We start from the raw sequence: 21,971 nt of genomic DNA on the forward strand, positions 1-21,971 counted from the left end.
TTGCGTTTTTCTCGGCAAGGGGGAATCAAAACTAACACAGGCCCCAGCCGCTATCAATGCGGCTGGGGCCTGTGTGGTTTGTGCGTTAGAAAAGGCTTACATCATTCCCATCGCTCTTGGCAGCCAGAGTGAGATGGCAGGAACATAGGTCACTAGCAGCAAGAAGCCCAGCATGGTGAGTAGCCATGGCCAGACGGCGATGGTTAGCTCGGTGATGCCCATTTTGGTGATGCCGGATGCCACGTAAAGATTGAGCCCTACCGGCGGATGGCACATGCCGACTTCCATATTTACGGTGATCAGAATCCCGAAGTGAATCGGATCAATCCCTAGCTTGATGGCAACCGGAAACAGGATAGGGGCCATGATCAGGATGATGGACGATGGCTCCATCACATTCCCCGCTAAGAGCAGCAGAATATTCACGGCCAGCAAAAAGGTAATCGGGCCAAGGCCCATGCCTAGCAACCAATCGGCCATTGCCTGTGGGATGCCTTCGTTAGTCATCACAAACGAGAACAGTACGGCATTGGTAATGATGTAGAGCAGCATGGCGCTCATGCTGGCCGAATCAAGCAGCACTTTAGGCACACGGCTCAGCGGTAAATCGCGGTAGACAAATACGGCAATGATAAAGGCGTAAACGGCGGCAATGGCGGCAGCTTCGGTCGGCGTGAAAATACCTGTATAAATCCCACCAAGCACCACCACAATCAGCATCAGCCCCCAAACCGAGCGGCGAAATGCGGCCCAACGCTCACCGGCTGTGGCTTTGGGCATGCGTGGGTAGCCAAATTTACGCGCGCGCCACCATGTGGTTAGCCCCAGTAAAAATGCCAGCATGATGCCGGGAACAACGCCTGCCATAAACAGCGCACCGACCGAGGTATTGGTGGCTACTGAGAACATCACCATGGCAATGGATGGCGGAATCAGAATCCCTAAAGCACCGGCGGTGGTGATCACCCCCGCGCCAAATTGACGTGGAAAGCCTTGTTTAATCATGGCAGGCAATAGGATGGAACCAATCGCCACCACCGTGGCCGGGCTGGAGCCGGAGACAGCGGCAAACAAAGCGCAGGCGAGTACGCCCGCCAAACCTAAGCCACCATGAAAGTGCCCCACCATGCTGGTGGCAAAATCGATCATGCGGCGGGCGACACCACCGTGGGTTAAGAAATTACCGGCCAGAATAAAGAAGGGAATGGCCATAATTTCAAACTTCTCAATCCCCGTGAATAATTTCAGCGCCACCGATTCGATAGGCACATTGGTCATGGTGAACAAGAAGGTGAGTACGGTCAGCCCAAGCGCGATAGAGATCGGCATACCGGTGGCCATCAGCGCCAGCAGCAGGCAGAACACCACCGCTTTATTGCCGCCGACGATGGCGATAATCGCTAAAGATCCGAAAAGTAGGGCGGGTATTTTGATTGACCAGTGCGCTTCTGGTGCAGGAATGGTACTCATGCTGGTTTTCCTTCTTCTTCTAGGCCTTCAACGTGGGCTACATCGTGGTGAGGTAAGTCGCCAGTACGCATAAAGGCAGCTGCGACTTGTAAAAAGCGGAAACACATCAGGCTGGTGCCCAGTGGAATTGCGCTGTATACCATCCACGTTGGCCATTCCAGATCGGGAGTGGTTGGGCCTTCATATAAATTGCCTATCGTTAGCCCAAAGGCGTGTACAAAGGCGTAGTGCGCACCGTTTCCCCATACAAATTCCGAGCCTAGTACGGCCACAATTCCTGTGAATAAAGCCCCAGCAAGCAGGCCGATCATCACAAACGCCGAGCGGTACTTTGGCTCTAGGCGATTAATCATCACATCCACGCCCACATGGATGCCGACACGAACGCCATAGGCCGCGCCAAATTTAGCCATCCACACAAATAAAATAATGCACAGCTCCTGAGCCCAGGAAAGGTTGAAGCTCAGCAGGTAGCTTTGCAAAACAGGGACGTTGAGGCCTGAGGCGTAGCGATGGACCACGGCGATAAAAATCACCAGCGTCGCCACCGCCATCAGCGATGCGATCAGCCATTCTTCCAGGCAATCGAGTATTTTCATGAGGGTCTCCGAAGGGACGGTGGTTTTTAATAAGAGGGGCTTGTTGCCCCTCGTAGGGCGGGTTTTATTTCATGTAGGTAAACCAAAGCTAAGCAATGTCAAAAAGATCTTTTTAGTGCCTTCGGCACATTGATTTAGGTGCGGGCGTCCCGCTGGACCTTCCTTTCTTGCGCGGCCAAGAAACGAAGCCAAAGAAGGCCGCCCCAGCCAGCACGAAACCCCTCACTGCGGACAATCGAGGCGGCGGCTGCGGAACTCGCTTCGCTCAGACAGTCCTCGCCGAAACCCCGCCCCGCTTGTTCCTCGCTTCGGCGTGCTTCAAGGGGACTCTTAAGCCCTATGCAAAGAGCGGGGACAATAGGTATTTCCGTTGTTTGCTAATGCAAAACCACGCTGTGTATAGCCACCCCTTAAATCTTTTTATTCAACCGGCTTAAAAGCCGTCTCTTTGTAAATCTCGGTCAGCAAATCTTGGCCAAAGCGGGAGGACATTTTTTGGTGGACGGGGATGAGGGCTTTGCGAAAGGCGGCGCGTTCTGCTGCGGTTTGGCTGTAGACGGTGGTTTTGCCGCTGGCTTTGATGGCCGCAATCGCTTTATCGGTTTCTTGTTTGGCGATCTGGTTGGCGTAGACCGATGATTCATTCATGGCGGTGGTCAGCGTGCTACGAATGTCAGCAGGTAGGCCTTCCCAGAAGGTTTTGTTGACGATCACGGCATAGCCCAAAAAGCCATGGTTAGTCAGGGTGAGGTGTTTTTGTACTTCAAAAGCTTTGCTGGTGTAGAGATTGGATGGCTCGAGCTCGGTGCCATCCACTACGCCGGTTTGCAGTGCTTGGTAAACCTCAGAAAACGCCATGACTTGTGGCAGTGCGCCGAGGGTGCGCATTTCTTCGTCTAGCACTTTGGATGACTGGATGCGAACTTTCATGCCGCGCAGATCGTCCGGGGTGCGGATTGGTTTATTGCTGGAGAAATTTTTAAAGCCGTTTTCCCAGAAGCCCAGTGCTTTAATTCCCTTGCTTTCCAGCTTGGTAAATAGCTTGGTGCCAATCGGGCCTTTCATTACTTTTTCTACTTCGGCATAGCTATCAAAAATATACGGCAGATCAAAAATTTCGAATTCTTTGACGCCCAGCGGGCCAAATTTGGCCAAGCTAGGGGCTAGCATTTGTACTGCGCCTAATTGCAGCGCTTCCATTTCTTCTTTGTCTTTGTAAAGCTGGCTGTTTGGATAAACCTCTACTTTAACTCGGCCCTTGGTACGCTCTTCGGCGATCTTTTTGAAGTAATCAGCAGCTTTACCTTTGGGGGTATCGACGGCAACCACATGGCTGAATTTGATTACGATCGGTGCTTCGGCCGCAAAGGAAGAAGTGGCAGTAAGAGCCAGAATGGCCGCTAGTAAAGTACGCATTACAATCTCCAAAGCTGTTGAATGTATTGAGGATTGTTGATCAGTAAGAATGAGCTTTCAATTGTGGTTGTCACGACTGTGGTAAACCACAGTAAGTCTAAAATTGCGCTGTGCTAACATTGGAGCATGCATTTGCTTACTACTTTTTCACGTCGCCTGAGTGCTCATCCTTGGTTTATTCCAAGGTTGGCCCTAGTCTTGTTTCTGGCTACGGTATTGGGCCTGTTTGCCTATTTGCGCCACGGCGAACGAGAAGAAGCGCGGCTGGTGCTGATCAATGATGTGCTGTGGGTAGAGCAGAATCTGCGTTTTGTGCTGGGGCAATCAGAGGAGCGCTTGGCTGCGCTGCTAGAGCAATCGCGCGATGGCAGCTTAAGTGAGGCCGAGTTTCGTAGCCGTACGCGTTTGATTATTGGTGCAAATGCGGCGATTACCGGTATTCAGCTGCGCACCAGAAATCAGCATTTTAGCTATGGGCAGCATTTATCGGCCGAGGTGACCCGGGATGCGATTGCCCTAGCGCAAGGAATTGGGCGGCCAAGTTACACCGTGCCGCTTTACCCCAAGGGAATGATTGCGCTGATTTTGGCCGAGCATGATTTAGAGCTGGTGGCATCGATCGCCCTGCCAAAACTACTGCAGCAGCAGGTGCCGTGGTGGTTTGCTTATAAATACCGGCTGGCGATGATTGATGCGGATGGCCGGGAAGTGGCTAGCAAATCCAAAATCGAGGCAGACGACACCAATCTCAGCTATCAGTTGCCCTTCGATTTAGTCAGCAGTGGCTTGCTGCTGCGCATCACGGCTTACCGCCATCCTACCGGCCTCGTACAAAAGCTGCTGACTGCCAGCGTGATGGGCTTGGCCCTGATCGTATTATTTAGCTGGTGGCGTTTGCGCCGTCAGATGCAGGCGAGATTGCTGGCTGAAAATGCCCTTAGGGAAGAGCACGCTTTTCGCACCGCCATGGAAGACTCGCTCTCGGTAGGGATGCGCGCTCGCGATATGGATGGCCGCATTGTTTATGTAAACCCCGCCTTTTGCGGCATGGTGGGTTATTCCGCCGAAGAGCTGATCGGCGCGTTGCCGCCTTATCCTTATTGGAATCCTGAAGATATCGCCGGGCATCAGGCGCAAAACGAGATTGTGCTTAGTGGCCTTGCGCCACATGATGGATTTGAATCGATGGTGCGCCATCGTGATGGCCATTTGGTGGCGACTCGTGTTTACACCACGCCGCTGATCGATGCCACAGGCAAGCAGCGGGGCTGGATGAGCTCGGTGGTGGATATCACCGCCTTAAAAGCCGCCGAAGCCAGAGAGCGCGAACAGGAAGAAATGCTGCGCCACACCGGTAAACTGATCACCATGGGTGAAATGGCGTCCACGCTGGCACATGAGCTGAATCAACCATTGATGGCAATGAGCAATTACGCCAGCGCGGCCCGCCAGTTTGCCAATCAGAATAATCATGAAATGCTCGATTCAACCTTGAGCAAAATTGCCGGCCAAGCGCACCGTGCTGCTGCTGTAGTGAAGCGCATCCGGGAGTTTGTACAAAAACGCACCCCGCATTGCGAGGCTTGCGATATCAATCATATTGCCAGCAATGCGTTTGAGCTAATTGACTCAACGGCACGTAGCCAAGGCGTGCGTGTACATTTTAATTTGGGTAGGGCATTGCCGCGGATTGATGCCGATGAAGTTTTACTTGGGCAAGTGGTACTCAATTTACTGCGAAATGCCTTGGATGCCAGCGGTGAGCAGCCCCAAAGCCGCCGTGAAGTCTGTCTGGCAACGTATTGCGACGATGTTGCGGTGTATTTATCGGTGGGTGATCGGGGCTCAGGCATTGCGCCTGAAGTGGCTAGCCGCCTATTTGATGCGTTTTTTACCACCAAATCGTTGGGAATGGGGATTGGGCTGAATATTTGCCGCTCAATTTTAGAGCAGCATCATGGCAAACTATGGTTTGAAGCCCATCCACAGGGCGGCACCACTTTTTATATGAGTCTTCCTCGGTGAATACGATGAAAACAGTTTATTTGGTTGATGACGATATTGCCGTGCGTGATTCACTCGGTCTTTTATTGCTTTCCCATGGCTATACCGTACATGCCTTTGAAGGCGGCGAGGATTTCTTAGCCGCCATCGATGCCAGTAGCGAAGGCGTGGTGCTGCTTGATGTACGCATGCCGGGCCTGAGCGGGCCGGATGTGTTTAAGCAGATGTATGAATTGGGTAGCGAGCTGATTGTGTTGTTTTTATCTGGCCACGGCGATATTCCGATGGCGGTGCAGGCGATCCGGCAGGGGGCTTTTGATTTCTTGGAAAAACCTTGCAGCGAAAAACAATTACTCGAGCGGATAAATGATGCGTTGGAGGTGGCCATTGGCCGCCAGTCTGTGCGCGGTAATCAGCAATTATTAGAAAAGCGCCTCGCCTCGATTACACCGCGAGAGCGTGAGGTGATGGATTGGATTTTGCAGGGCAAGCTTAACAAGCAAATTGCCGATGAAATGCAAATCGCCATCCGCACGGTAGAAGTTCACCGCGCCAATGTCTTCGCCAAAATGGGCGTGCGCTCGGCTTTGGATTTATCGCAATTATTAGGGCATTGATGCTTGGATTTTGGGCGCTAAAAAAGGAGTTTTGCTGATTTTTTAGCGCCGCGGCTATTTATTAAGCCGTCATGCTTTTACGGCGGCGTGCAGCTAATAAACCAATTAGGCCCATGCCCATCAGCGCATAAGTTTCAGGTTCTGGCACAGGGGATATATTGGCTTTTAAGGCGTTTAAACCGAAGAGCCAGTTAGCACTGCCATTGCTATTGTTATTAAAACGCAAATTGGCAATGCCTGTGGAGGCTAAAGAAAAGGAGCCGCCGACAGAAAGGGCACCACTTTCTAATACCGAGCCAGCAGCATCGTAGGCGGTATAAAAGCTTGCGCCTTTGCCGCCTGCACTAAAGCCGTAGTTGTCAAAAGTGAAGCTTACTTGATTAACTAGGCTGGTAAATTTTAAATCTAAAATTGAGCCAGTAGGGTAGGTGCCTGTAGTGCTATTTGTTAACCCTCTGCGTCCCCAGCCACTGGTATCAATGGCTGCATTACCAGAAGGCCCTGGGCCTCCTTGCACAGAGAAAATAACGCCAGCAATTTCATTAGAAAATTGCGTGCCTGCCGCGTAGTTAGCAAAGTTAACGTCGATTAGCGCAGCAAAAGCGCTGGATGAAAGCGCGAGGCTACCTACTAAAAAAATGGATTGTGTAATGGTTTTAAGCTTCATTGAGTGTGAATCCCCGTCTAAATAACTTTTGAATAAACAGATGTGCCAGCTGTAGCTGAAAGCGAGCCTATTCATTTGGTTTTTTCATGCAAGGAGATGAATATACACAATGCTTTCTTACATTCTTATTTTTATTGTAAGTTTATAAGCATTTAATGTTATGTGAATGGTATTTAAAAGTGCTTTTTGATGCAGCAAGGCTAGCTATTCTGCCACTTTAGAAACATGATTCGCCTTGTAATATATTTGTTGTTTTACAACACATTGAGTGAACGACTGGGCTTTTTTTTGAAAAAATGGACGCGTTTTTTTGTTTACTTAGCTAAATTGAAAAGGGCTTCAAAGAGATAAGCCTTTGAAGCCCTTCAGTTATTAAGTTGAAATACTTATATTTTTAGAACCACACTCCATAGCGGCGGATGTAAATAGTTTTTACCATTTGCGCCAGCATCATATAACCCAGCATTGTGGCGGCCAGCCAGTACCAGTAGGATGAATCGAGCGAGATAAAGCCGATTGATTCAGCCAGTGGTGAGAAGGGCAGCCAGCAGCCGATGGCAACAGCAATCACGGTTGAGATCATCACCGGCAGCGAGGCGCGGCTCTGTATAAATGGAATCTTGCGAGTGCGCAGCATATGCACCACCAAGGTTTGCGATACCAAGCCAACAATAAACCAGCCTGAATTCATAATGCTCTGGCCACCGCCATCAGCGTAGTACGCCGCTCCGGCACCAAATACGGTCCACATCAGGATATAGGTGGTGATATCAAACACCGATGAAGTGGGGCCAAGCCAGACCATAAAGCGGCGGATATTACCGGCTTCCCATTTACGCGGTTTTTTCAGAAACTCTTTATCCATTTTGTCCCATGGCAAGACCAGCTGGGAGATATCGTAAATCAGATTCTGGATCAGCAAATGCATGGCCAGCATTGGCTCCCAAGGCAGCCAAGCCGAGGCGACCAGCACCGAGAACACATTGCCGAAATTAGAGCTGGCGGTGATGTTCAGATATTTCAGAATATTGCCGAAGGTTTCCCGCCCTTTAATCACGCCTTCTTCAAGCACCATCAAGTCTTTATCCAGCAGAATAATATCGGCGGTTTCTTTGGCGATATCGGCCCCGCTATCAACAGAAATCCCTACATCGGCATCGCGTAGTGCAGGTGCGTCGTTAATTCCATCGCCTAAAAAGCCCACTGTGTGGCCGTTGGCTTGCAGGGCTTTCACTACGCGTGATTTATGCATCGGTGTGAGCTTGGCAAAGACGGTGCATTCGCGCACCGCTTGGCACAGCGCGACATCGTCCATGACTTCGATTTCCGGCCCTAAGAGCGGCGTACCGGGGTTAAGGCCAACATCGCGGCATACTTTGCTGGTGACAATCGGATTATCGCCCGTCAGCACTTTGACGGTAACGCCATATTCTTGCAGCGCTTTAATTGCTGGAGCAGCAGATGCTTTAGGTGGATCAAGAAAGGTGAGAAAACCACGCACCACCAGATCTTTTTCATCGGCCACTTTGTACTGTTGTTGATTGCTGCTGCTGATTTTGCTGGCGACCAGTAAAACGCGAAAACCCTGAGCGTTGTAATCCTGCGTCTTTTTCAAAATGCGGATTTTTTCTGGCAGCGTCAGCTCGCGGACGGTATCGCCATCTTGGTAATGGGTGGATACGGCGAGCATTTCTTCTACCGCACCTTTGGAGATCATCAGCTGCTGGGCTTTACGATTTTCTAGCACCACGGTCAGGCGGCGGCGGATAAAATCAAATGGTAGTTCATCGATTTTGGTGTAGCCCAAAGGCAGGTTATTGAGCTCGGCAGCGCGCTCGATCACCGCAATATCCATCAGGTTTTTCATGCCGCTCTGATGAATACTGTTAAGCCAAGCCAGATGCAAAATACCCTCATCGAGCTCGCCATTACAATTAAAATGCTGCTCCAGAATAATTTTATCTTGCGTCAGCGTGCCGGTTTTATCGGTACATAACACATCCATTGCGCCGAAGTTTTGTACTGAGTTGAGCCGCTTGACCACCACTTTGCGCCTGGCCATGGCGATTGCGCCTTTGGCTAGATTGGCCGAAACAATCATCGGCAGCATTTCAGGTGTTAAACCCACGGCAACGGCCATGGCAAAGGTCAGTGCTGATAGCCAATCGCCCTTGGTCAGGCCATTAATTAAAAATACCAGCGGCACCATCACCAGCATAAAGCGAATCAGCAGCCATGAAACACTGCTTACCCCGCGATCAAAACTGGTTTCTACGCGTTTATGGCTGAGTACGTTTTTAGCCAGTGAGCCAAAGTAAGTATGGTTGCCGGTGGCAATGACTCGGGCGGTGGCGATACCACTCACCACATTGGTACCCATAAAGCAGATATTGCTGCGATCAAGCAGGCTTTCATCACTGCTCGTGCTAGCTTGGGCGGATTTTTCTGCTACGTCGCCCAGCGTGTCATATTTTTCGACCGGGAGTGCTTCGCCGCTTAATACCGCTTGGCTGACAAATAAATCACGCGATTCTAAAAGCTCGATATCCGCCGGAATCATATCCCCGGCTTGCAGGCAGACAATATCACCCACCACAACCTGACTCATGGGTACTTCTAGTTTTCGGGTCTGGCCTTTGATTGGTTTGCGCAGCACGGTTGCGGTATTGCTGACCATCGATTTGAGTTTTTCGGCTGATTTTCCGGTGCGATATTCCTGAAAGAAGCGTAATAAGCTGCTTAAGGTCACCATGGTGGTCAAAATAATAATGCCGACCCAGCTTTGCTCACCGGGCTCGGAAAACTGCACATCGGTGAGGTAGGTGATAAAGGCAAGAACCAGTAACACCATCACAAAGGGGTTTTTAAAGGCTAAATAGAGCTGGACTAAGGCGTGGGGAGGTTTGTCGTGCGCAACCTCGTTGAGGCCGTTTGCTTTGAGACGTTCGGCGGCGGCGGCATCACTTAAGGCACTGGCTTGTGGTGCTGGCGGCTGGTTGGCGGTGTGGCGGGTTTGATTCATACAGATTTTCCTGTGTGCCAGCAGGAGTGCATTGCATTATTTAGGCAAAGCAATCCCCTTTCGCGCTGGCGGGGCGCTGAGAGAGTAAACAATTGAATTGGCCCGCCGGATGACCTAATGGAAATTCAGCGAGCAATATCGGTTCGTCTGGCATTTGCGTTTCCTATGTATATTCAGCTCTTAATTTAATTGCTGGATATATATGGCTAGATTAAAGAGAAGTTTAAATATTCTGGGCGAGCAGATACCTTCCGTATTTAAATGGATTAATCATGTTTATGGGCAAGATGCTTAATTAATTAAGCATCGCCCAGTAATAAATATATGCACGGCATATTTAGCTGCGCAGGCGGGGTTTATTGCTTCTCCGTCCCCACTGAATACGGCGCACATCCTGATGCTGGCTTAAACCGATGGCCATCTGGATAAAACTTTGGCGCAAATCGGCGGATAAATTCAGCAACACCGATAGGCAGAACGTGCCTTCGGGCTGGCGAAATATTTTTAGCTGATGAGCCTGAAAACCAAGATAATTTAGTTTGTGAATCAGCATCTTACGCAGATCACCAATCGTTGATTCAGAGCTGCTGATATTTAAAAAATACTGTGATTGATGAATTTCACGGGCATGCGCGCCCCGTATGGCGATGATAAGTCGTTTTAGAAAATGCATTCTAGCCTCCGAAAAAAAGGGGAGGACGATTGATATCAATAAGGATGAAACCCGGCCATAGGCATAACTCAGCATTTGCTTGTTATTCAATGGATCGGTGAGCGGGGAGCCCAAAGACACCACACCCTGCGTAGCAGGATATGGCAGATTGAATCTACTTTATCCTGCTATACCGCGGTTACCAACACAGATCGATTACATCCGTCGTTGTCCACAGGACAGCCTCTTAGATAGTTAATATGCAGCGCATTTTACTTATCAAATAATTAATGTCAACACTAATTTATTGATTAATTAATATTAATGGCAATTGAATGCGATAGTCATATTGTGAGTGGGGGATTAATTAATTACTTTGATTATGACAAAGTGGAATAAATGAATTTGGTATATTTATATCTAATTCATTTATAAGGTGTGCTGCGACGAAGTCGTTGCGCACCGAGGGCGCATTACAAGCATTGAATCATCGCAGGGTAGGTTTCACTCCATACGCGTTAACCAAAATACAAAAAGACCTTTTTAGTGCCTTCGGCACGTTGGTTTAGGTGCGGGCGTCCCGCTGGACCTTCGTTTCTTGCGCGGCCAAGAAACGAAGCCAAAGAAGGCCGCCCCAGCCAGCACGAAGGCCCCTCTCTGCGGATAATCGGCTCGGCGAAAAAGGCTGATCGGGAGCAAGCCAGCTACCCCTTTTCCGAAACCCCGATACGCTTATTCCTTGCTTCGGCGTGCTTCAAGGGGATTTTTAAGCCCCATGCAAAGAGAGTGGTCATTACGTTTTTTCGTTGCTTGCTGATACAAAAACATAGCAGTTAGCGCACATGGGGTGAAGCCCGCGTATTTTTCAGCTTTGCTCGCGGCTTGCTTCCGCCCTAAGCCAGACGCTTAGGCGGCTTGCCTTGCCGCCACAGTTGCGGCAAACGCATCAATAATCGGCTGGAGTTTACTGTGTTTGAGCTTAAGCGCAGCTTGGTTTACCACCAAGCGGGAGCTGATTTCGCGGATGTCTTCTACGGCAACCAGATGATTGGCTTTAAGCGTGCTGCCGGTGGAGACGAGGTCGACGATGGCGTCGGCAAGGCCTACCAGCGGGGCGAGCTCCATAGAGCCGTAGAGCTTGATTATATCGACGTGTACACCCTTATTGGCAAAGTGCTCGCGGGCGCATTCGGTGTATTTGGTGGCGATGCGTAAACGAGCGCCTTGCTTAACCGCGCCTTCGTAATCAAAACCCTCTTGCACGGCGACCATCAGGCGGCATTTGGCGATATCCAGGTCCAGTGGTAGATAAAGGCCAGCGCCACCATGCTCTAGCAACACATCTTTACCGGCGATGCCCAGATCAGCCGCGCCGTATTGCACATAGGTGGGCACATCTGTTGCGCGAACAATGATCAACCTGACGTCTTCCATATTGGTGCCAATAATCAGCTTGCGGCTGGATTCTGGGGCCTCAGAAGGCACAATGCCTGCGGCAGCCAGCAGGGGCAGCGTTTCTTCGAAGATACGACCTTTGGATAGCGCGATGGTGATCATGGATACGTCCGGTAGATTTAATTTGGCGGCGGTACAGGATGATTAAATTCAAGCTTAAAGCCGGAGATGGGCCACTCATATTATATGTTTTTGTAAGTGGCAGAACATGGCATTGGCAGGTGTTTCAGTGCTTATGCCTATGCTCTTACTTAAATAATTTTAAACTCACTGGGTATTTGGATGGCCAGCCGTTGATGGCTTTGGCTCCTTCCCATAATGCAAAAATAGCTGAGCCAATGGCGACCCACCAAAGTGGCAAGGCGCTGTGTAATACAAAGCCCGCTAACATGGCCAAAGCGTAAAAGCAGCCCATTAGTACTTGAAAATTGCATGCGCTGATGGCGTGTTGCTCCACGTAATCGGAATGAACACGGGCAAATTGTAGTACCAGCACCGGAATCATCAAGGCCAGCACGGCCATGGGCAAAATCGGCAGCCAGAACACACCAGCCAGATGCGCCAGCGCGGCTGCGCCTTTTTCATTTTGCGAAGGAGGGCGCGGCTTGTCGTCTTGTTCTTCTGGAGCGGGTTTTGGGTTGAAGATCAACATGGCTTCGCCTGGAAAATAGCAGTGTTATGTAGGGCGGGTTGCAACCCGCGAGCACTGCCGAAAAATACGCGGATTTCACCCGCCCTACAAATTAATCAAGGACGCTAATGTGAATGCTTAGGCAATACGCTCAATTTGCGCACCAACTGCCGAAACTTGCGCTCTAATAAACTCGTAAGCAGGGCCAAGGCTTAGGCAATGCGTTCGATTTGTGCGCCAACAGCCGACAATTTGCGCTCGATATGCTCGTAGCCGCGATCCAAGTGATAAATACGATCCACAATGGTTTCGCCGCTGGCAATCAAGCCTGCAATCACGAGGGATGCCGATGCGCGTAAGTCTGTGGCCATCACGGTTGCGCCTTCTAGCTTTTCAACGCCGGTCACAATCGCCGTATTGCCTTCGGTATTGATTTTAGCGCCCATGCGGATCAGCTCGGGAGCGTGCATAAAGCGGTTTTCAAAGATGGTCTCGGTAATGACGCCCGTGCCTTCCGCTACGCAGTTCAGCAGCATAAATTGCGCTTGCATATCGGTTGGGAAAGCAGGGTAGGGCATGGTGCGGATATTCACAGCTTTAGGGCGTTGTTTCATATCGATGGCGATCCAATCGTCCCCAGCTTCGATATAAGCACCGGCTTCACGCAGCTTTTCCAGCACGGCTTCCATAATATCAGCACGGGTATTGCGTAATACCAGCTTGCCTTGCGCTACGGCGGCGGCGATCAGGAAAGTGCCGGTTTCGATACGATCTGGCACGATAGCATGCTCTGCGCCGTGCAGCTCGGCAACGCCTTCGATGGTAATGGTATCTGTGCCGTGGCCGCTGATTTTTGCGCCCATTTTGATCAGGCAATCTGCCAGATCGACGACTTCGGGTTCGCGGGCGGCGTTTTCGATGATCGTGATGCCGTCTGCCAGTGTGGCCGCCATCAGCAGATTTTCAGTACCGGTTACGGTAACCATATCGCAAACAATACGTGCGCCTTTGAGCTTACCGGTGGCTTTTACATAGCCATGCTCGATTACAATCTCGGCACCCATCGCTTGCAGGCCTTTGATATGTTGATCAACTGGGCGAGCGCCAATGGCGCATCCCCCTGGCAGGGAAACCTGAGCTTCGCCAAAGCGCGCTAAAGTGGGGCCAAGCACCAGAATCGACGCGCGCATGGTTTTGACCAGCTCGTAAGGTGCAATCAGGGTGGTGACTTCATTGGCGGTGATTTCGTATTCGTGAATGTTATCGGTCATCACGCGCACGCCCATGCCTTGCAGCAATTTTTGCGTGGTTTTTACGTCTGCAAGCTGAGGTACATTGCTGAGGCGCAAAGTGCCTGCAGTTAGCAAGCTGGCGCATAAAATAGGTAAGGCAGCATTTTTTGCGCCAGAGATAGAGATTTCGCCAGCGAGCGGGTTGCCGCCAGTAATTTTTAGTTTGTCCATTTCTGTAACTCTTTGTGTTTATTTCAGGTAATACCAAAGCAGTGCGGCAGCGCCTGCGATCAGCCAAGGCAGATTAGTGAGGGCAGCTAGTTTTTGCGAGCTGCGATCGAGTGGTTTTTTCGCTTCAACGATGGCTTGTTCAAGCTTGGCGCGGTTCTTTTCGATGCCGTCCAGATTGAAGCGATTTTCGGTATTCACAGCGCAGCCCATTCGGCTGGGGTCAGCGTTTTTTCTAGCGATAAGGCATGGAGTTCGCCAGAGTCTAGCTCTGGTTTAACCGATTCTTTCACTAAACGATGACGCGCCAAAAGGCCAAGGCCTTCAAAGCGCGGGGATGCGATACGAGCATAAAAATGGTGACCATCGCCTGTTACTTCAACCGCTGTTGCGTCTAGGCGCTCGGTAAGTAAGGCTTGTACTGATTCTGGAGTCATGGGGTTATTGCCTTAATTTGTAACCAGATTTAATTAATGCGTAGGCAGCGCTGGCCACAATGGCTAAAGAAAGCGCTGCAACGGCAAAAGCATGCCAAGGTGACACATCGCTTACGCCAAAGAAGCCGTAGCGAAAACCGTCAATCATATAAAAAATTGGGTTCCAGCTCGATACGCCCTGCCAGAAGGCGGGCAGGCTGTGAATGGAGTAGAACACACCTGATAAAAACGTCAGCGGCATAATCAGAAAGTTTTGAAATGCGGCCAGCTGATCGTATTTTTCTGCCCAAATCCCTGCCAGTATGCCCAGTGCGGCCATCATGGCGGAGCTAATCAGCGCAAAGACCAAAATCCACAGCGGATGGGCAAAAGCAGGCATGTTAAACCACATGGTGACGAGCAAAACGCCTGCGCCAACCACAAGCCCACGCACCATGGCGGCCAGTAAATAGGCGAGGAAAAATTCTAGGTGCGATAGCGGTGGCAGCAGGGCAAAAATTAGGCTGCCGGTGACTTTGGATTGAATCAGGCTGGATGATGAATTAGCAAAACTGTTTTGCAGTAGTGACATCATCACAAGGCCAGGGATCAGAAACGCGGTGTATTGCACGCCGGGATAGGGCTGTACATGGTTATCGAGTACGTGGGCAAAGATCAGCAGGTACATCAGTGCAGTCAGCACAGGCGCTGCTACGGTTTGAAAAGCAACTTTCCAAAAACGTAGTACTTCTTTGTAAAACAGCGTGTAAAAACCTTGCATAGTGTCTTCTTGTAGCGGATGGCTTTGGGCTATTTTAAGGGGGAGCGTATTTGCAAATAATGGCATGGCATACATGTAAAACGGCGGCTTACACCCGCCCCACGGTTCTATGCGTTTTGCATCATATTGACAAAGATCGTTTCCAGATCGGCTTTGCCGACTTCGATATCCCTGAGCTGAACCGAGTTATTTCTGAGCTCGGTCAGGATGGCTTCCAGATCTTTGCAGTCTGCGAGTTTTAGCTCAAAGCCATTATCACGCTCGCAAATCAGCAGCGGGGCGAGGGACGCGGGCAGTACGGCAGGCTTAATTTTGATAAACAAATCGCGTGCCGCGCCTCGGCTCATTAGCGTGTCTTTGTTTTCCAGTGAAATCAGCTCGCCTTTTTTAAGCATGGCGATGCGGTTGCACAGGGTTTCGGCTTCTTCCAGATAATGCGTCGTCAGCACAATGGTGTGGCCGTCGCTATTAAGGCGGCGAATAAAATCCCATAGCGTTTTGCGCAGCTCAACGTCTACCCCAGCGGTAGGCTCATCCAGCACAATAACCGGTGGGCGATGTACCAAGGCTTGCGCCACCATCACACGGCGTTTCATACCGCCGGATAAGGCGCGCATATTGGCATTGGCTTTATCGCTAAGGCCCAGATTGGCGAGAATCTCGTCTATCCAGTTGTCGTTATTGCGTAAGCCAAAATAGCCGGATTGAAACGTCAGTGTTTCACGCACGGTAAAGAAGGGATCGAACACCAGCTCTTGCGGAACAATACCCACTGCGCGGCGTGCTTCGCGGTAGTTTTTTTGGACATCAAAGCCCATGACCGAAATATGCCCTGAAGTGGGGCGCGATAAACCAGCCAGAGCAGAGATCAGTGTGGTTTTACCTGCGCCATTAGGACCAAGGAGGGCAAAGAAATCGCCCTGTTCCACAGTAAAACTCACACCTTTAAGCGCATGGAAATCGCCGAATTGCTTGGCTACGGAGTTAAAAACAATTGCACTCAAGGAGCAACCTCGGCAACACCGCTGGCCGTCAAGCTGGCAGGGGCGCTGGCTGCTGCTGCACTTGCGTTAGATGCTTTTGCACGCAGCTCTTTGGCCGCATCCATTGCATCGAGCTCTTCATCTGTCGGGCCTAATTGCAGTGGCTTGGGCGGATTACCATCCCAGACGCGGAAATATCTGCGTTGCAAATAAGCATCGCGGATATAGGCATAGGGGTCGGCTTGCGCATTGATAAGCGGATCAAGCGGCAAAAGCTGGCGGCGCTGCTCTATACCCCAAGCGCCATAGCGAATGACCTGAGTGCTGAGATCTTGTGTGCCATCCCAGATATCTAAAGGATCGGCAAAGAAACGTACCGCCATATCGCTGCTGTCACGCAGTGTGGTTGGCCCACGCAAAGGAATCATTAAATAGGGGCCGGAGTCCATTCCCCAGCTGCCTAAGGCCTGACCAATATCTTCGTCGCTTTTTTTGAGGCCCATATCGCTGGCCCAATCTACCAAACCAAACATACCTAGTGTGGTATTCACCATCACCCGGCCCATGCTATGGCCCGCTTCGCTGCCTTTGCCTTGTAACAAGGCACCAAAGGAGGCAAAGAAATCATCGATATTTGCAAAGAAGTTGCTGGCACCCTCTTTAACCGGGCCTGGCGAGTATTTTTCGTGCGCTTCTGCCGCAGGCTTGAGTACGGCTTTGTCTACAGCGTTATTAACCGCAAAAATACCGCGATTGACAGGCTCGATAGGGTCGTAATTATTCTGTGGCGTCGCACATGCGCCAAGTAAGAGGGTAAATAAGGGAAGAAGACGGCGCATGTGAGTCGTAAATTAAGTGAGCAAGGTCGATATTCTAGGCTGATTTGCGGTTTGGCGCTGATTTATAGAGCGGCTTTGAGTGCAGGAGCAGATATTTTATATCCCGCTACTTTATGGGCAGCAGTGCATCTACTTCGTAGAGGCGAATCAAACCCGCCAAGCCTTCAGGTACGCCAGAAAATTGTAATTCGCCGCCCTGCTTCCGGGCGCTGCGCATCCAGTGTAGGAGCAGAGCTACCGCACTTGAATCTGCCGCGCTGATCTGGCTTAAGTCCACCTGCAGCAACTCGCCCTGAGCCAAGCTTGGCAGGGTAGTGAGCTGCTGCGCCGCAGATTCAAGCGTTAGCGTGCCTGTGGCTTGGAAAACTTTCATTTGCTGGCGCTACGCTGTGCGTTATTGCGATCAGACAATTGCTTGATCAGGCCATCAATACCGTCTTTGCGAATGATGGCATTGAATTGATTACGGTTGTTATTGATAAAGCTGATGCCATCCACTGCGATATCGTAAGTTTTCCAGCCCGCGTCGGTTTTTTCGAAACTAAAATCCAGCGGAATTGGCTTTTGGCCTGGCAAGCTTACTTCTGTTAATACCGCCATTTCGCTGGCATCGTTACCCGGGCGAGTGCCTTTTACATCAACTTGTGCATTTTTGTAGATAGACAGCGCTGAAAAGTAGGTACGAACTAACATCGTGCGAAATTCACGGGTCAGCGCCTGTTGTTGCTCTGGCGAAGCTGTTCTCCAGTTGCGTCCTACCGCCAGCATGGTCATGCGGGTGTAGTCTGCCAAAGGCGCAACACGGCCATCGACTAAATCACGGGCTTTTAGCGGGTCTTTATCGTTTTTCTTAATGATCTCCAGCACATCGCGGCTGACATTTTTGACGATGAGCTCTGGTGATTCAACTGGCGCGGCAAGGCTGCAGGTGGCGATAAAACCCATTGAGAGGGCAAGGATCCATTTTTTCATTATGCGTACTCCATTGATATTGCTTACGATCATTTCTCAGCAGCGGTTTCTGCTTTATTAAACAGTACTCGACTAATTAACTGCTCCAGCACGATGGCTGAAGAAGTAATGGTGAAACTATTGCCTGCTTGTAGCATTTTATCGTCTGCGCCAGATGTAACGCCGATGTATTGCTCGCCTAAGAGACCTGAGGTGAGAATTTCAGCAGAGGCATCTCTACTGAAATGATAGCGGCTATCCATATCTAGCTTCACCCGTGCAACGTAACGCTCTGTATCTAGAGTGATACTACTCACACGGCCCACCAAAACCCCGGCACTTTTCACAGGGGCACGTACTTTCAGGCCACCTACATTGTCGAAATTAGCGGTGAGCTCGTAGCTATTAGACGCTGGTAACGTGGTCTGGCTGCTGACGCGCAAAGATAAAAACAGTAAGGCTGCAATGCCGGCAGCGGCAAACAGACCCACCCAGAAATCAATCATGCCTCGTTTCATTTTTTATATTCCCTTCAATCTAAGTCGTTATTTTTTGCCCATCGCTCTTGGTTTACGCTGTTTGAGCAGTAGCCAAGCACAAAACCATTGCTATATCCCTCTGAACATAAAGGCGGTCAGGACAAAATCCAGCGCCAGAATAACCAGAGAGCTAGTCACCACTGTGCGTGTGGTGGCCCCGGATACGCCTTCAGCTGTGGGCGGCGCATCATACCCTTCAAAGACAGCGATCAAGGAGATGGCAATACCAAATACCACGCTCTTGATAACGCCATTGATTACATCCTGACGGAAATCAACAGCGCTCTGCATTTGCGACCAGAAAGCACCTTCGTCAAGACCAAGTAGTTTTACTCCAATCAGATAGCCACCAAAAATGCCCATGGCACTAAACATTGCGGCCAGCAGTGGCATAGAAATCACACCGCCCCAGAAGCGTGGTGCAACCACGCGGGCGATGGGGTTTACAGCCATCATTTCCATGGCAGCCAGTTGTTCTGTGGCTTTCATTAGGCCAATTTCAGCCGTAATGGCCGAGCCTGCACGGCTGGCAAAGAGTAAAGCGCCTACGACTGGGCCAAGCTCTCTGACTAAAGACAGGGCCACTAAAATACCCAGAGATTCGGTTGCACCAAAGCGCTGTAAGGTATCAAAGCCTTGCAGGGCCAGTACCATGCCTACAAATAAGCCTGATACCGAAATAATCAATACCGATAGCACCCCTGCAAACCAGATTTCACGCATTGTAAGCTGAAATCGAAGTAAAGAGGTGGGGGAATGACGCAAGATAGCCAGCATAAAGCGGCAGGCAAAGCCCAGCTTGATGATGACGTTGCTAAACGGTCGGCCTAGTTTTGATAGGGTATTAAATAAAAAATTAAGCACGGCGTGGCTCCAATCCCAAGTCGCTGGCATAGGGGGCAGCGGGTTTGTGGAAAGGCACAGGGCCGTCGGTTTCCCCGTTGATAAACTGTTTTACAAAGGGGTGAGTTGATGCGCGAACTTGTTCTGGCGTGCCTTCAGCCACAATTTTTCCATCGGCTAAGAAATACACGTAGTCCACAATCGACAGCGATTCTTCTACATCGTGCGTCACAATCACCGATGCTGTGCCCAGCGCATCGTTTAAATTGCGAATCAGCTGGCCAATGGTGGCCAGCGAAATAGGGTCTAGCCCAGTAAATGGTTCGTCATAAAGCATGACTGCAGGATCAAGCGCAATTGCCCGGGCCAGCGCAACGCGTCTTGCCATACCGCCAGATAATTCAGAAGGCATTTGATCGCTTACGCCGCGTAAGCCTACTGTGTTGAGTTTCATCAGCACCAGATCACGAATCATGGATTCGGGCAGATTTGTGCGCTCTCTCAGTGGAAAAGCCACGTTATCGAATACTGATAAATCGGTAAACAGCGCGCCAAACTGAAACAACATACCTAGCTTTTTACGCATCGCGTAAAGCGCTGTCTCGTTTAGGCTGGCTACATCATTGCCTGCTACAGTCAGCTTGCCTTGCTCTGGCCGGATTTGCCCGCCGATCAATTTGAGGATGGTGGTTTTGCCCGAGCCAGATCCGCCCATAATGGCGACCACTTGCCCAGGCTTAATGCTCAGCGATACGTCGGTAAGCACCGGACGTTCACCGTAAGCAAAGCTCACATTCTCAAATTGAACCAGTGAGGAGGGCATGGCAGACGATACTCTTGGCATAAAAGAGAGCTATTGTAGGTGGGTATCGCCTTAGCAGGTAGATGAACTTTGTATGAAAATGTATGGAATTATTGCCATGCAACAAAGCTGGCGTGCCGGGGAAACTTGCTTTCTACCTACAGGCACAGGATTTAGCCGTATTTTTATATTGCCCCTGCCTGTTTTGCCTTAGTTTTAAAGGCTTCCAAAAAACTAAAAAACAACATTCTGCTTGCTGGATAAGGCGTGCTTCCGATCTGGGCATCTTATCTTGTGATCAAGCGTCTTTTGCTGGCCCTGTTTAAGCGCGGATGGTTGGGCTGTATATGCCTTGTAAGTAAATGGCATTTGTTCAGAAAACCAATCACTACTTTACTCATCAAGATATTTGTTCAATTTTTACTTAATCCACGTACTAGTATGAAAGCAAGCGTTCATCCTTAGACAGGATTACCTATGTATCTGGAGCACTTTGGTTTAAACGAGCCGCCATTTCGGATCACACCACATCCTGAGTTTTTCTTTGTGGGTGCTGAGCGGGGCGCTACCCTTGAGGCCTTGATTTACGCTGTTTTGGCTGGGGAAGGATTGGTCAAGGTGCTGGGAGAAGTAGGCAGCGGCAAAACCATGCTGTGCCGGGTGCTGATTGAGCGTTTGCCTGCCAATGTGGATAGTGTGTATATCGCCAACCCAGTGATGAAGCCCGATGAGCTGATGCTGATGATTGCTGACGATTTAGGCATAGCCTGCGATGCAACGCACACCAGCGCTAAAGTCAGAGATTTGCAAGCGGCTTTGCTTGAGCGGTTTGCGGCAGGCCGGCAGGTGGTGATTTTGATCGATGAAGCGCATGCCATGCCAACCGAAAGCTTAGAGGCTGTCAGATTGCTGTCTAATTTGGATCATGGTCATCATAAATTATTACAGATTGTTTTATTTGCCCAGACTGAGCTTGATGATCGCCTGGCCAAACAGGATTTACGCCAGCTACGGGAGCGGGTTACGCACGCTTTTCAGTTGGCCCCGCTTAAAGCCACAGATATTGAAGCTTATATCGAATTTCGTATGCGCACGGCTGGCTATCGCGGGCCGGAGCTGTTTCAAGCCGAGGCGCTTAAATCGATTTACCGCGCTTCGGAAGGCTTAACACGACGAATTAATATTCTGGCTGATAAAGCCCTAATGGCCGCGTTTAGCCATAGCGAACATTTTGTGAGTGCTAAGCATGTTAAAGCGGCAGTGAAAGACAGCGCATTTAAGCCGATTAAAAAGCAAGCAATATGGGGCTGGGTATTGCTATCGGGAGTCATGACAGGCGGTGTATGGGCGGGCTTGTCGCAGGCCCCGCATCAGCCCGTGGTGGTGATGAGCCCCGTGGCATCAGCACCTTTGCAACTGGCTAGCTCGCCTGAAGTGCTGGCACCAGATATGCAGCTCTCAGCGGCTTTACGTCAAAAGCTTACTGAATCACGGCAAAAAATGAACCGGGCCGAGGTACACAATACAGCGGTGATGCTGTTGGTGGCGAACAGGGAGCGTGGAGAAGAGCTAGAAAAATTTCTAGCGCAAGCCAGCCAGTATTTACCCAAGGATCAATTGCTTATTTACCCAGCAGAAGTGCAAGGGAAAAAGGGCTGGGGGCTGGTTTATGGGTTTTTTCCGGATAAAAGCACAGCTAAGTCGGCAATGGTGGCATTGCCTGAATATTTTAGAAAAAATAAACCGATTCTGCGCACCGTGGGTGGAATGAGGGACGAGCTATGGAATTTGTAAGTTAAATAAAAAGTATTGAATAGGCAAAGA

General features: G+C 50.3%; 22 protein-coding genes. 3 read left to right on the plus strand and 19 right to left on the minus strand.

Features of this window, described 5'->3' with window-relative positions; genetic code table 11:
• Nucleotides 1-96 precede the first annotated feature (96 nt).
• The 3 genes from VN23_RS18380 to VN23_RS18390 all read right to left on the minus strand — a co-directional run bounded on the left by VN23_RS18380 (nucleotide 97) and on the right by VN23_RS18390 (nucleotide 3,485).
• On the minus strand, nucleotides 97-1,470 hold the full coding sequence (locus tag VN23_RS18380; RefSeq protein ID WP_082752844.1) for a TRAP transporter large permease: 1,374 nt from the start codon (nucleotides 1,468-1,470) through the stop codon (nucleotides 97-99).
• A complete protein-coding gene (locus VN23_RS18385; protein ID WP_046351658.1) occupies nucleotides 1,467-2,069 on the minus strand; it encodes a TRAP transporter small permease in 603 nt (200 codons plus the stop codon). The genes VN23_RS18380 and VN23_RS18385 overlap by 4 nt, the downstream gene beginning before the upstream one ends.
• Nucleotides 2,070-2,489: 420 nt before the next feature.
• On the minus strand, nucleotides 2,490-3,485 hold the full coding sequence (locus VN23_RS18390) for a TRAP transporter substrate-binding protein (protein ID WP_046351659.1): 996 nt from the start codon (nucleotides 3,483-3,485) through the stop codon (nucleotides 2,490-2,492).
• A 126-nt stretch (nucleotides 3,486-3,611) separates the two neighbouring features.
• Between VN23_RS18390 and VN23_RS18395 the strand changes: the two genes are divergently transcribed.
• Both VN23_RS18395 and VN23_RS18400 read left to right on the plus strand, forming a co-directional pair.
• Nucleotides 3,612-5,510, plus strand: a complete 1,899-nt coding sequence (locus VN23_RS18395) for a sensor histidine kinase (RefSeq protein WP_046351660.1) — start codon at nucleotides 3,612-3,614, stop codon at nucleotides 5,508-5,510.
• A gap of 5 nt (nucleotides 5,511-5,515) precedes the next feature.
• Nucleotides 5,516-6,106 (plus strand): response regulator transcription factor, encoded by a 591-nt coding sequence (locus VN23_RS18400; protein ID WP_046351661.1) that lies wholly within the window; start codon nucleotides 5,516-5,518, stop codon nucleotides 6,104-6,106.
• Between the two features lie 61 nt (nucleotides 6,107-6,167).
• Here VN23_RS18400 and VN23_RS18405 read toward each other — a convergent pair whose 3' ends face one another.
• The 16 genes from VN23_RS18405 to VN23_RS18480 form a co-directional block, all read right to left on the minus strand.
• The gene (locus VN23_RS18405; RefSeq protein ID WP_046351662.1) at nucleotides 6,168-6,773 is read right to left on the minus strand and encodes a PEP-CTERM sorting domain-containing protein; all 606 of its coding nucleotides are present in this window, start codon (nucleotides 6,771-6,773) and stop codon (nucleotides 6,168-6,170) included.
• A 394-nt stretch (nucleotides 6,774-7,167) separates the two neighbouring features.
• Entirely contained in the window at nucleotides 7,168-9,795 is a 2,628-nt protein-coding gene (gene mgtA / locus VN23_RS18410; protein WP_046351663.1) for a magnesium-translocating P-type ATPase, read from the minus strand.
• A gap of 337 nt (nucleotides 9,796-10,132) precedes the next feature.
• A complete protein-coding gene (locus tag VN23_RS18415; RefSeq protein ID WP_046351664.1) occupies nucleotides 10,133-10,468 on the minus strand; it encodes a hypothetical protein in 336 nt (111 codons plus the stop codon).
• Nucleotides 10,469-11,353: 885 nt separating this feature from the next.
• Nucleotides 11,354-12,004, minus strand: coding sequence for an ATP phosphoribosyltransferase (hisG, locus tag VN23_RS18420; RefSeq protein ID WP_046351665.1), 651 nt, complete (start codon nucleotides 12,002-12,004; stop codon nucleotides 11,354-11,356).
• Between the two features lie 145 nt (nucleotides 12,005-12,149).
• Nucleotides 12,150-12,554, minus strand: a complete 405-nt coding sequence (locus tag VN23_RS18425) for a DUF4870 domain-containing protein (protein ID WP_046351666.1) — start codon at nucleotides 12,552-12,554, stop codon at nucleotides 12,150-12,152.
• Nucleotides 12,555-12,745: 191 nt separating this feature from the next.
• Nucleotides 12,746-13,996, minus strand: a complete 1,251-nt coding sequence (murA, locus tag VN23_RS18430; protein ID WP_046351667.1) for a UDP-N-acetylglucosamine 1-carboxyvinyltransferase — start codon at nucleotides 13,994-13,996, stop codon at nucleotides 12,746-12,748.
• An 18-nt stretch (nucleotides 13,997-14,014) separates the two neighbouring features.
• Nucleotides 14,015-14,194 carry a hypothetical protein gene (locus VN23_RS18435; RefSeq protein WP_156455221.1) on the minus strand — a complete coding sequence of 60 codons (180 nt, stop codon included), beginning with the start codon at nucleotides 14,192-14,194 and terminating at the stop codon, nucleotides 14,015-14,017.
• Nucleotides 14,191-14,430: a BolA family protein gene (locus VN23_RS18440; RefSeq protein WP_046351669.1), complete on the minus strand. Its 240-nt coding sequence runs from the start codon at nucleotides 14,428-14,430 to the stop codon at nucleotides 14,191-14,193. The genes VN23_RS18435 and VN23_RS18440 overlap by 4 nt, the downstream gene beginning before the upstream one ends.
• A 4-nt stretch (nucleotides 14,431-14,434) precedes the next feature.
• On the minus strand, nucleotides 14,435-15,190 hold the full coding sequence (locus VN23_RS18445; protein ID WP_046351732.1) for an ABC transporter permease: 756 nt from the start codon (nucleotides 15,188-15,190) through the stop codon (nucleotides 14,435-14,437).
• Between the two features lie 107 nt (nucleotides 15,191-15,297).
• On the minus strand, nucleotides 15,298-16,194 hold the full coding sequence (locus VN23_RS18450) for an ABC transporter ATP-binding protein (protein ID WP_046351670.1): 897 nt from the start codon (nucleotides 16,192-16,194) through the stop codon (nucleotides 15,298-15,300).
• A complete protein-coding gene (locus VN23_RS18455) occupies nucleotides 16,191-17,012 on the minus strand; it encodes an MlaA family lipoprotein (RefSeq protein ID WP_052746554.1) in 822 nt (273 codons plus the stop codon). The genes VN23_RS18450 and VN23_RS18455 overlap by 4 nt, the downstream gene beginning before the upstream one ends.
• A gap of 106 nt (nucleotides 17,013-17,118) precedes the next feature.
• On the minus strand, nucleotides 17,119-17,385 hold the full coding sequence (locus tag VN23_RS18460) for an STAS domain-containing protein (RefSeq protein WP_046351671.1): 267 nt from the start codon (nucleotides 17,383-17,385) through the stop codon (nucleotides 17,119-17,121).
• Nucleotides 17,382-17,984 carry an MlaC/ttg2D family ABC transporter substrate-binding protein gene (locus VN23_RS18465; protein WP_046351672.1) on the minus strand — a complete coding sequence of 201 codons (603 nt, stop codon included), beginning with the start codon at nucleotides 17,982-17,984 and terminating at the stop codon, nucleotides 17,382-17,384. Before VN23_RS18465 ends, VN23_RS18460 begins: the two co-directional genes overlap by 4 nt.
• Nucleotides 17,985-18,013: 29 nt before the next feature.
• On the minus strand, nucleotides 18,014-18,481 hold the full coding sequence (gene mlaD / locus VN23_RS18470; RefSeq protein WP_046351673.1) for an outer membrane lipid asymmetry maintenance protein MlaD: 468 nt from the start codon (nucleotides 18,479-18,481) through the stop codon (nucleotides 18,014-18,016).
• 90 nt (nucleotides 18,482-18,571) lie between these two features.
• A complete protein-coding gene (gene mlaE, locus VN23_RS18475) occupies nucleotides 18,572-19,396 on the minus strand; it encodes a lipid asymmetry maintenance ABC transporter permease subunit MlaE (RefSeq protein WP_046351674.1) in 825 nt (274 codons plus the stop codon).
• Nucleotides 19,359-20,168: an ABC transporter ATP-binding protein gene (locus VN23_RS18480; RefSeq protein ID WP_197432957.1), complete on the minus strand. Its 810-nt coding sequence runs from the start codon at nucleotides 20,166-20,168 to the stop codon at nucleotides 19,359-19,361. Before VN23_RS18480 ends, mlaE begins: the two co-directional genes overlap by 38 nt.
• A 456-nt stretch (nucleotides 20,169-20,624) precedes the next feature.
• Between VN23_RS18480 and VN23_RS18490 the strand changes: the two genes are divergently transcribed.
• Complete coding sequence (locus VN23_RS18490; RefSeq protein ID WP_046351677.1) at nucleotides 20,625-21,941, plus strand: ExeA family protein; 1,317 nt, start codon at nucleotides 20,625-20,627, stop codon at nucleotides 21,939-21,941.
• The last annotated feature ends 30 nt before the right edge of the window (nucleotides 21,942-21,971 follow it).

The sequence above is a fragment of the Janthinobacterium sp. B9-8 genome (assembly GCF_000969645.2).
Lineage (GTDB): Bacteria > Pseudomonadota > Gammaproteobacteria > Burkholderiales > Chitinibacteraceae > Iodobacter.

Coding starts and splice junctions, on each gene's coding strand:
- VN23_RS18380 (WP_082752844.1), bottom strand. CDS start 1,470: ATGAGTACCATTCCTGCACCAGAAGCGCACTGGTCAATCAAAATACCC.
- VN23_RS18385 (WP_046351658.1), bottom strand. CDS start 2,069: ATGAAAATACTCGATTGCCTGGAAGAATGGCTGATCGCATCGCTGATG.
- VN23_RS18390 (WP_046351659.1), bottom strand. CDS start 3,485: ATGCGTACTTTACTAGCGGCCATTCTGGCTCTTACTGCCACTTCTTCC.
- VN23_RS18395 (WP_046351660.1), top strand. CDS start 3,612: ATGCATTTGCTTACTACTTTTTCACGTCGCCTGAGTGCTCATCCTTGG.
- VN23_RS18400 (WP_046351661.1), top strand. CDS start 5,516: ATGAAAACAGTTTATTTGGTTGATGACGATATTGCCGTGCGTGATTCA.
- VN23_RS18405 (WP_046351662.1), bottom strand. CDS start 6,773: ATGAAGCTTAAAACCATTACACAATCCATTTTTTTAGTAGGTAGCCTC.
- mgtA (WP_046351663.1), bottom strand. CDS start 9,795: ATGAATCAAACCCGCCACACCGCCAACCAGCCGCCAGCACCACAAGCC.
- VN23_RS18415 (WP_046351664.1), bottom strand. CDS start 10,468: ATGCATTTTCTAAAACGACTTATCATCGCCATACGGGGCGCGCATGCC.
- hisG (WP_046351665.1), bottom strand. CDS start 12,004: ATGATCACCATCGCGCTATCCAAAGGTCGTATCTTCGAAGAAACGCTG.
- VN23_RS18425 (WP_046351666.1), bottom strand. CDS start 12,554: ATGTTGATCTTCAACCCAAAACCCGCTCCAGAAGAACAAGACGACAAG.
- murA (WP_046351667.1), bottom strand. CDS start 13,996: ATGGACAAACTAAAAATTACTGGCGGCAACCCGCTCGCTGGCGAAATC.
- VN23_RS18440 (WP_046351669.1), bottom strand. CDS start 14,430: ATGACTCCAGAATCAGTACAAGCCTTACTTACCGAGCGCCTAGACGCA.
- VN23_RS18445 (WP_046351732.1), bottom strand. CDS start 15,190: ATGCAAGGTTTTTACACGCTGTTTTACAAAGAAGTACTACGTTTTTGG.
- VN23_RS18455 (WP_052746554.1), bottom strand. CDS start 17,012: ATGCGCCGTCTTCTTCCCTTATTTACCCTCTTACTTGGCGCATGTGCG.
- VN23_RS18460 (WP_046351671.1), bottom strand. CDS start 17,385: ATGAAAGTTTTCCAAGCCACAGGCACGCTAACGCTTGAATCTGCGGCG.
- VN23_RS18465 (WP_046351672.1), bottom strand. CDS start 17,984: ATGAAAAAATGGATCCTTGCCCTCTCAATGGGTTTTATCGCCACCTGC.
- mlaD (WP_046351673.1), bottom strand. CDS start 18,481: ATGAAACGAGGCATGATTGATTTCTGGGTGGGTCTGTTTGCCGCTGCC.
- mlaE (WP_046351674.1), bottom strand. CDS start 19,396: ATGCCAGCGACTTGGGATTGGAGCCACGCCGTGCTTAATTTTTTATTT.
- VN23_RS18480 (WP_197432957.1), bottom strand. CDS start 20,168: ATGCCCTCCTCACTGGTTCAATTTGAGAATGTGAGCTTTGCTTACGGT.
- VN23_RS18490 (WP_046351677.1), top strand. CDS start 20,625: ATGTATCTGGAGCACTTTGGTTTAAACGAGCCGCCATTTCGGATCACA.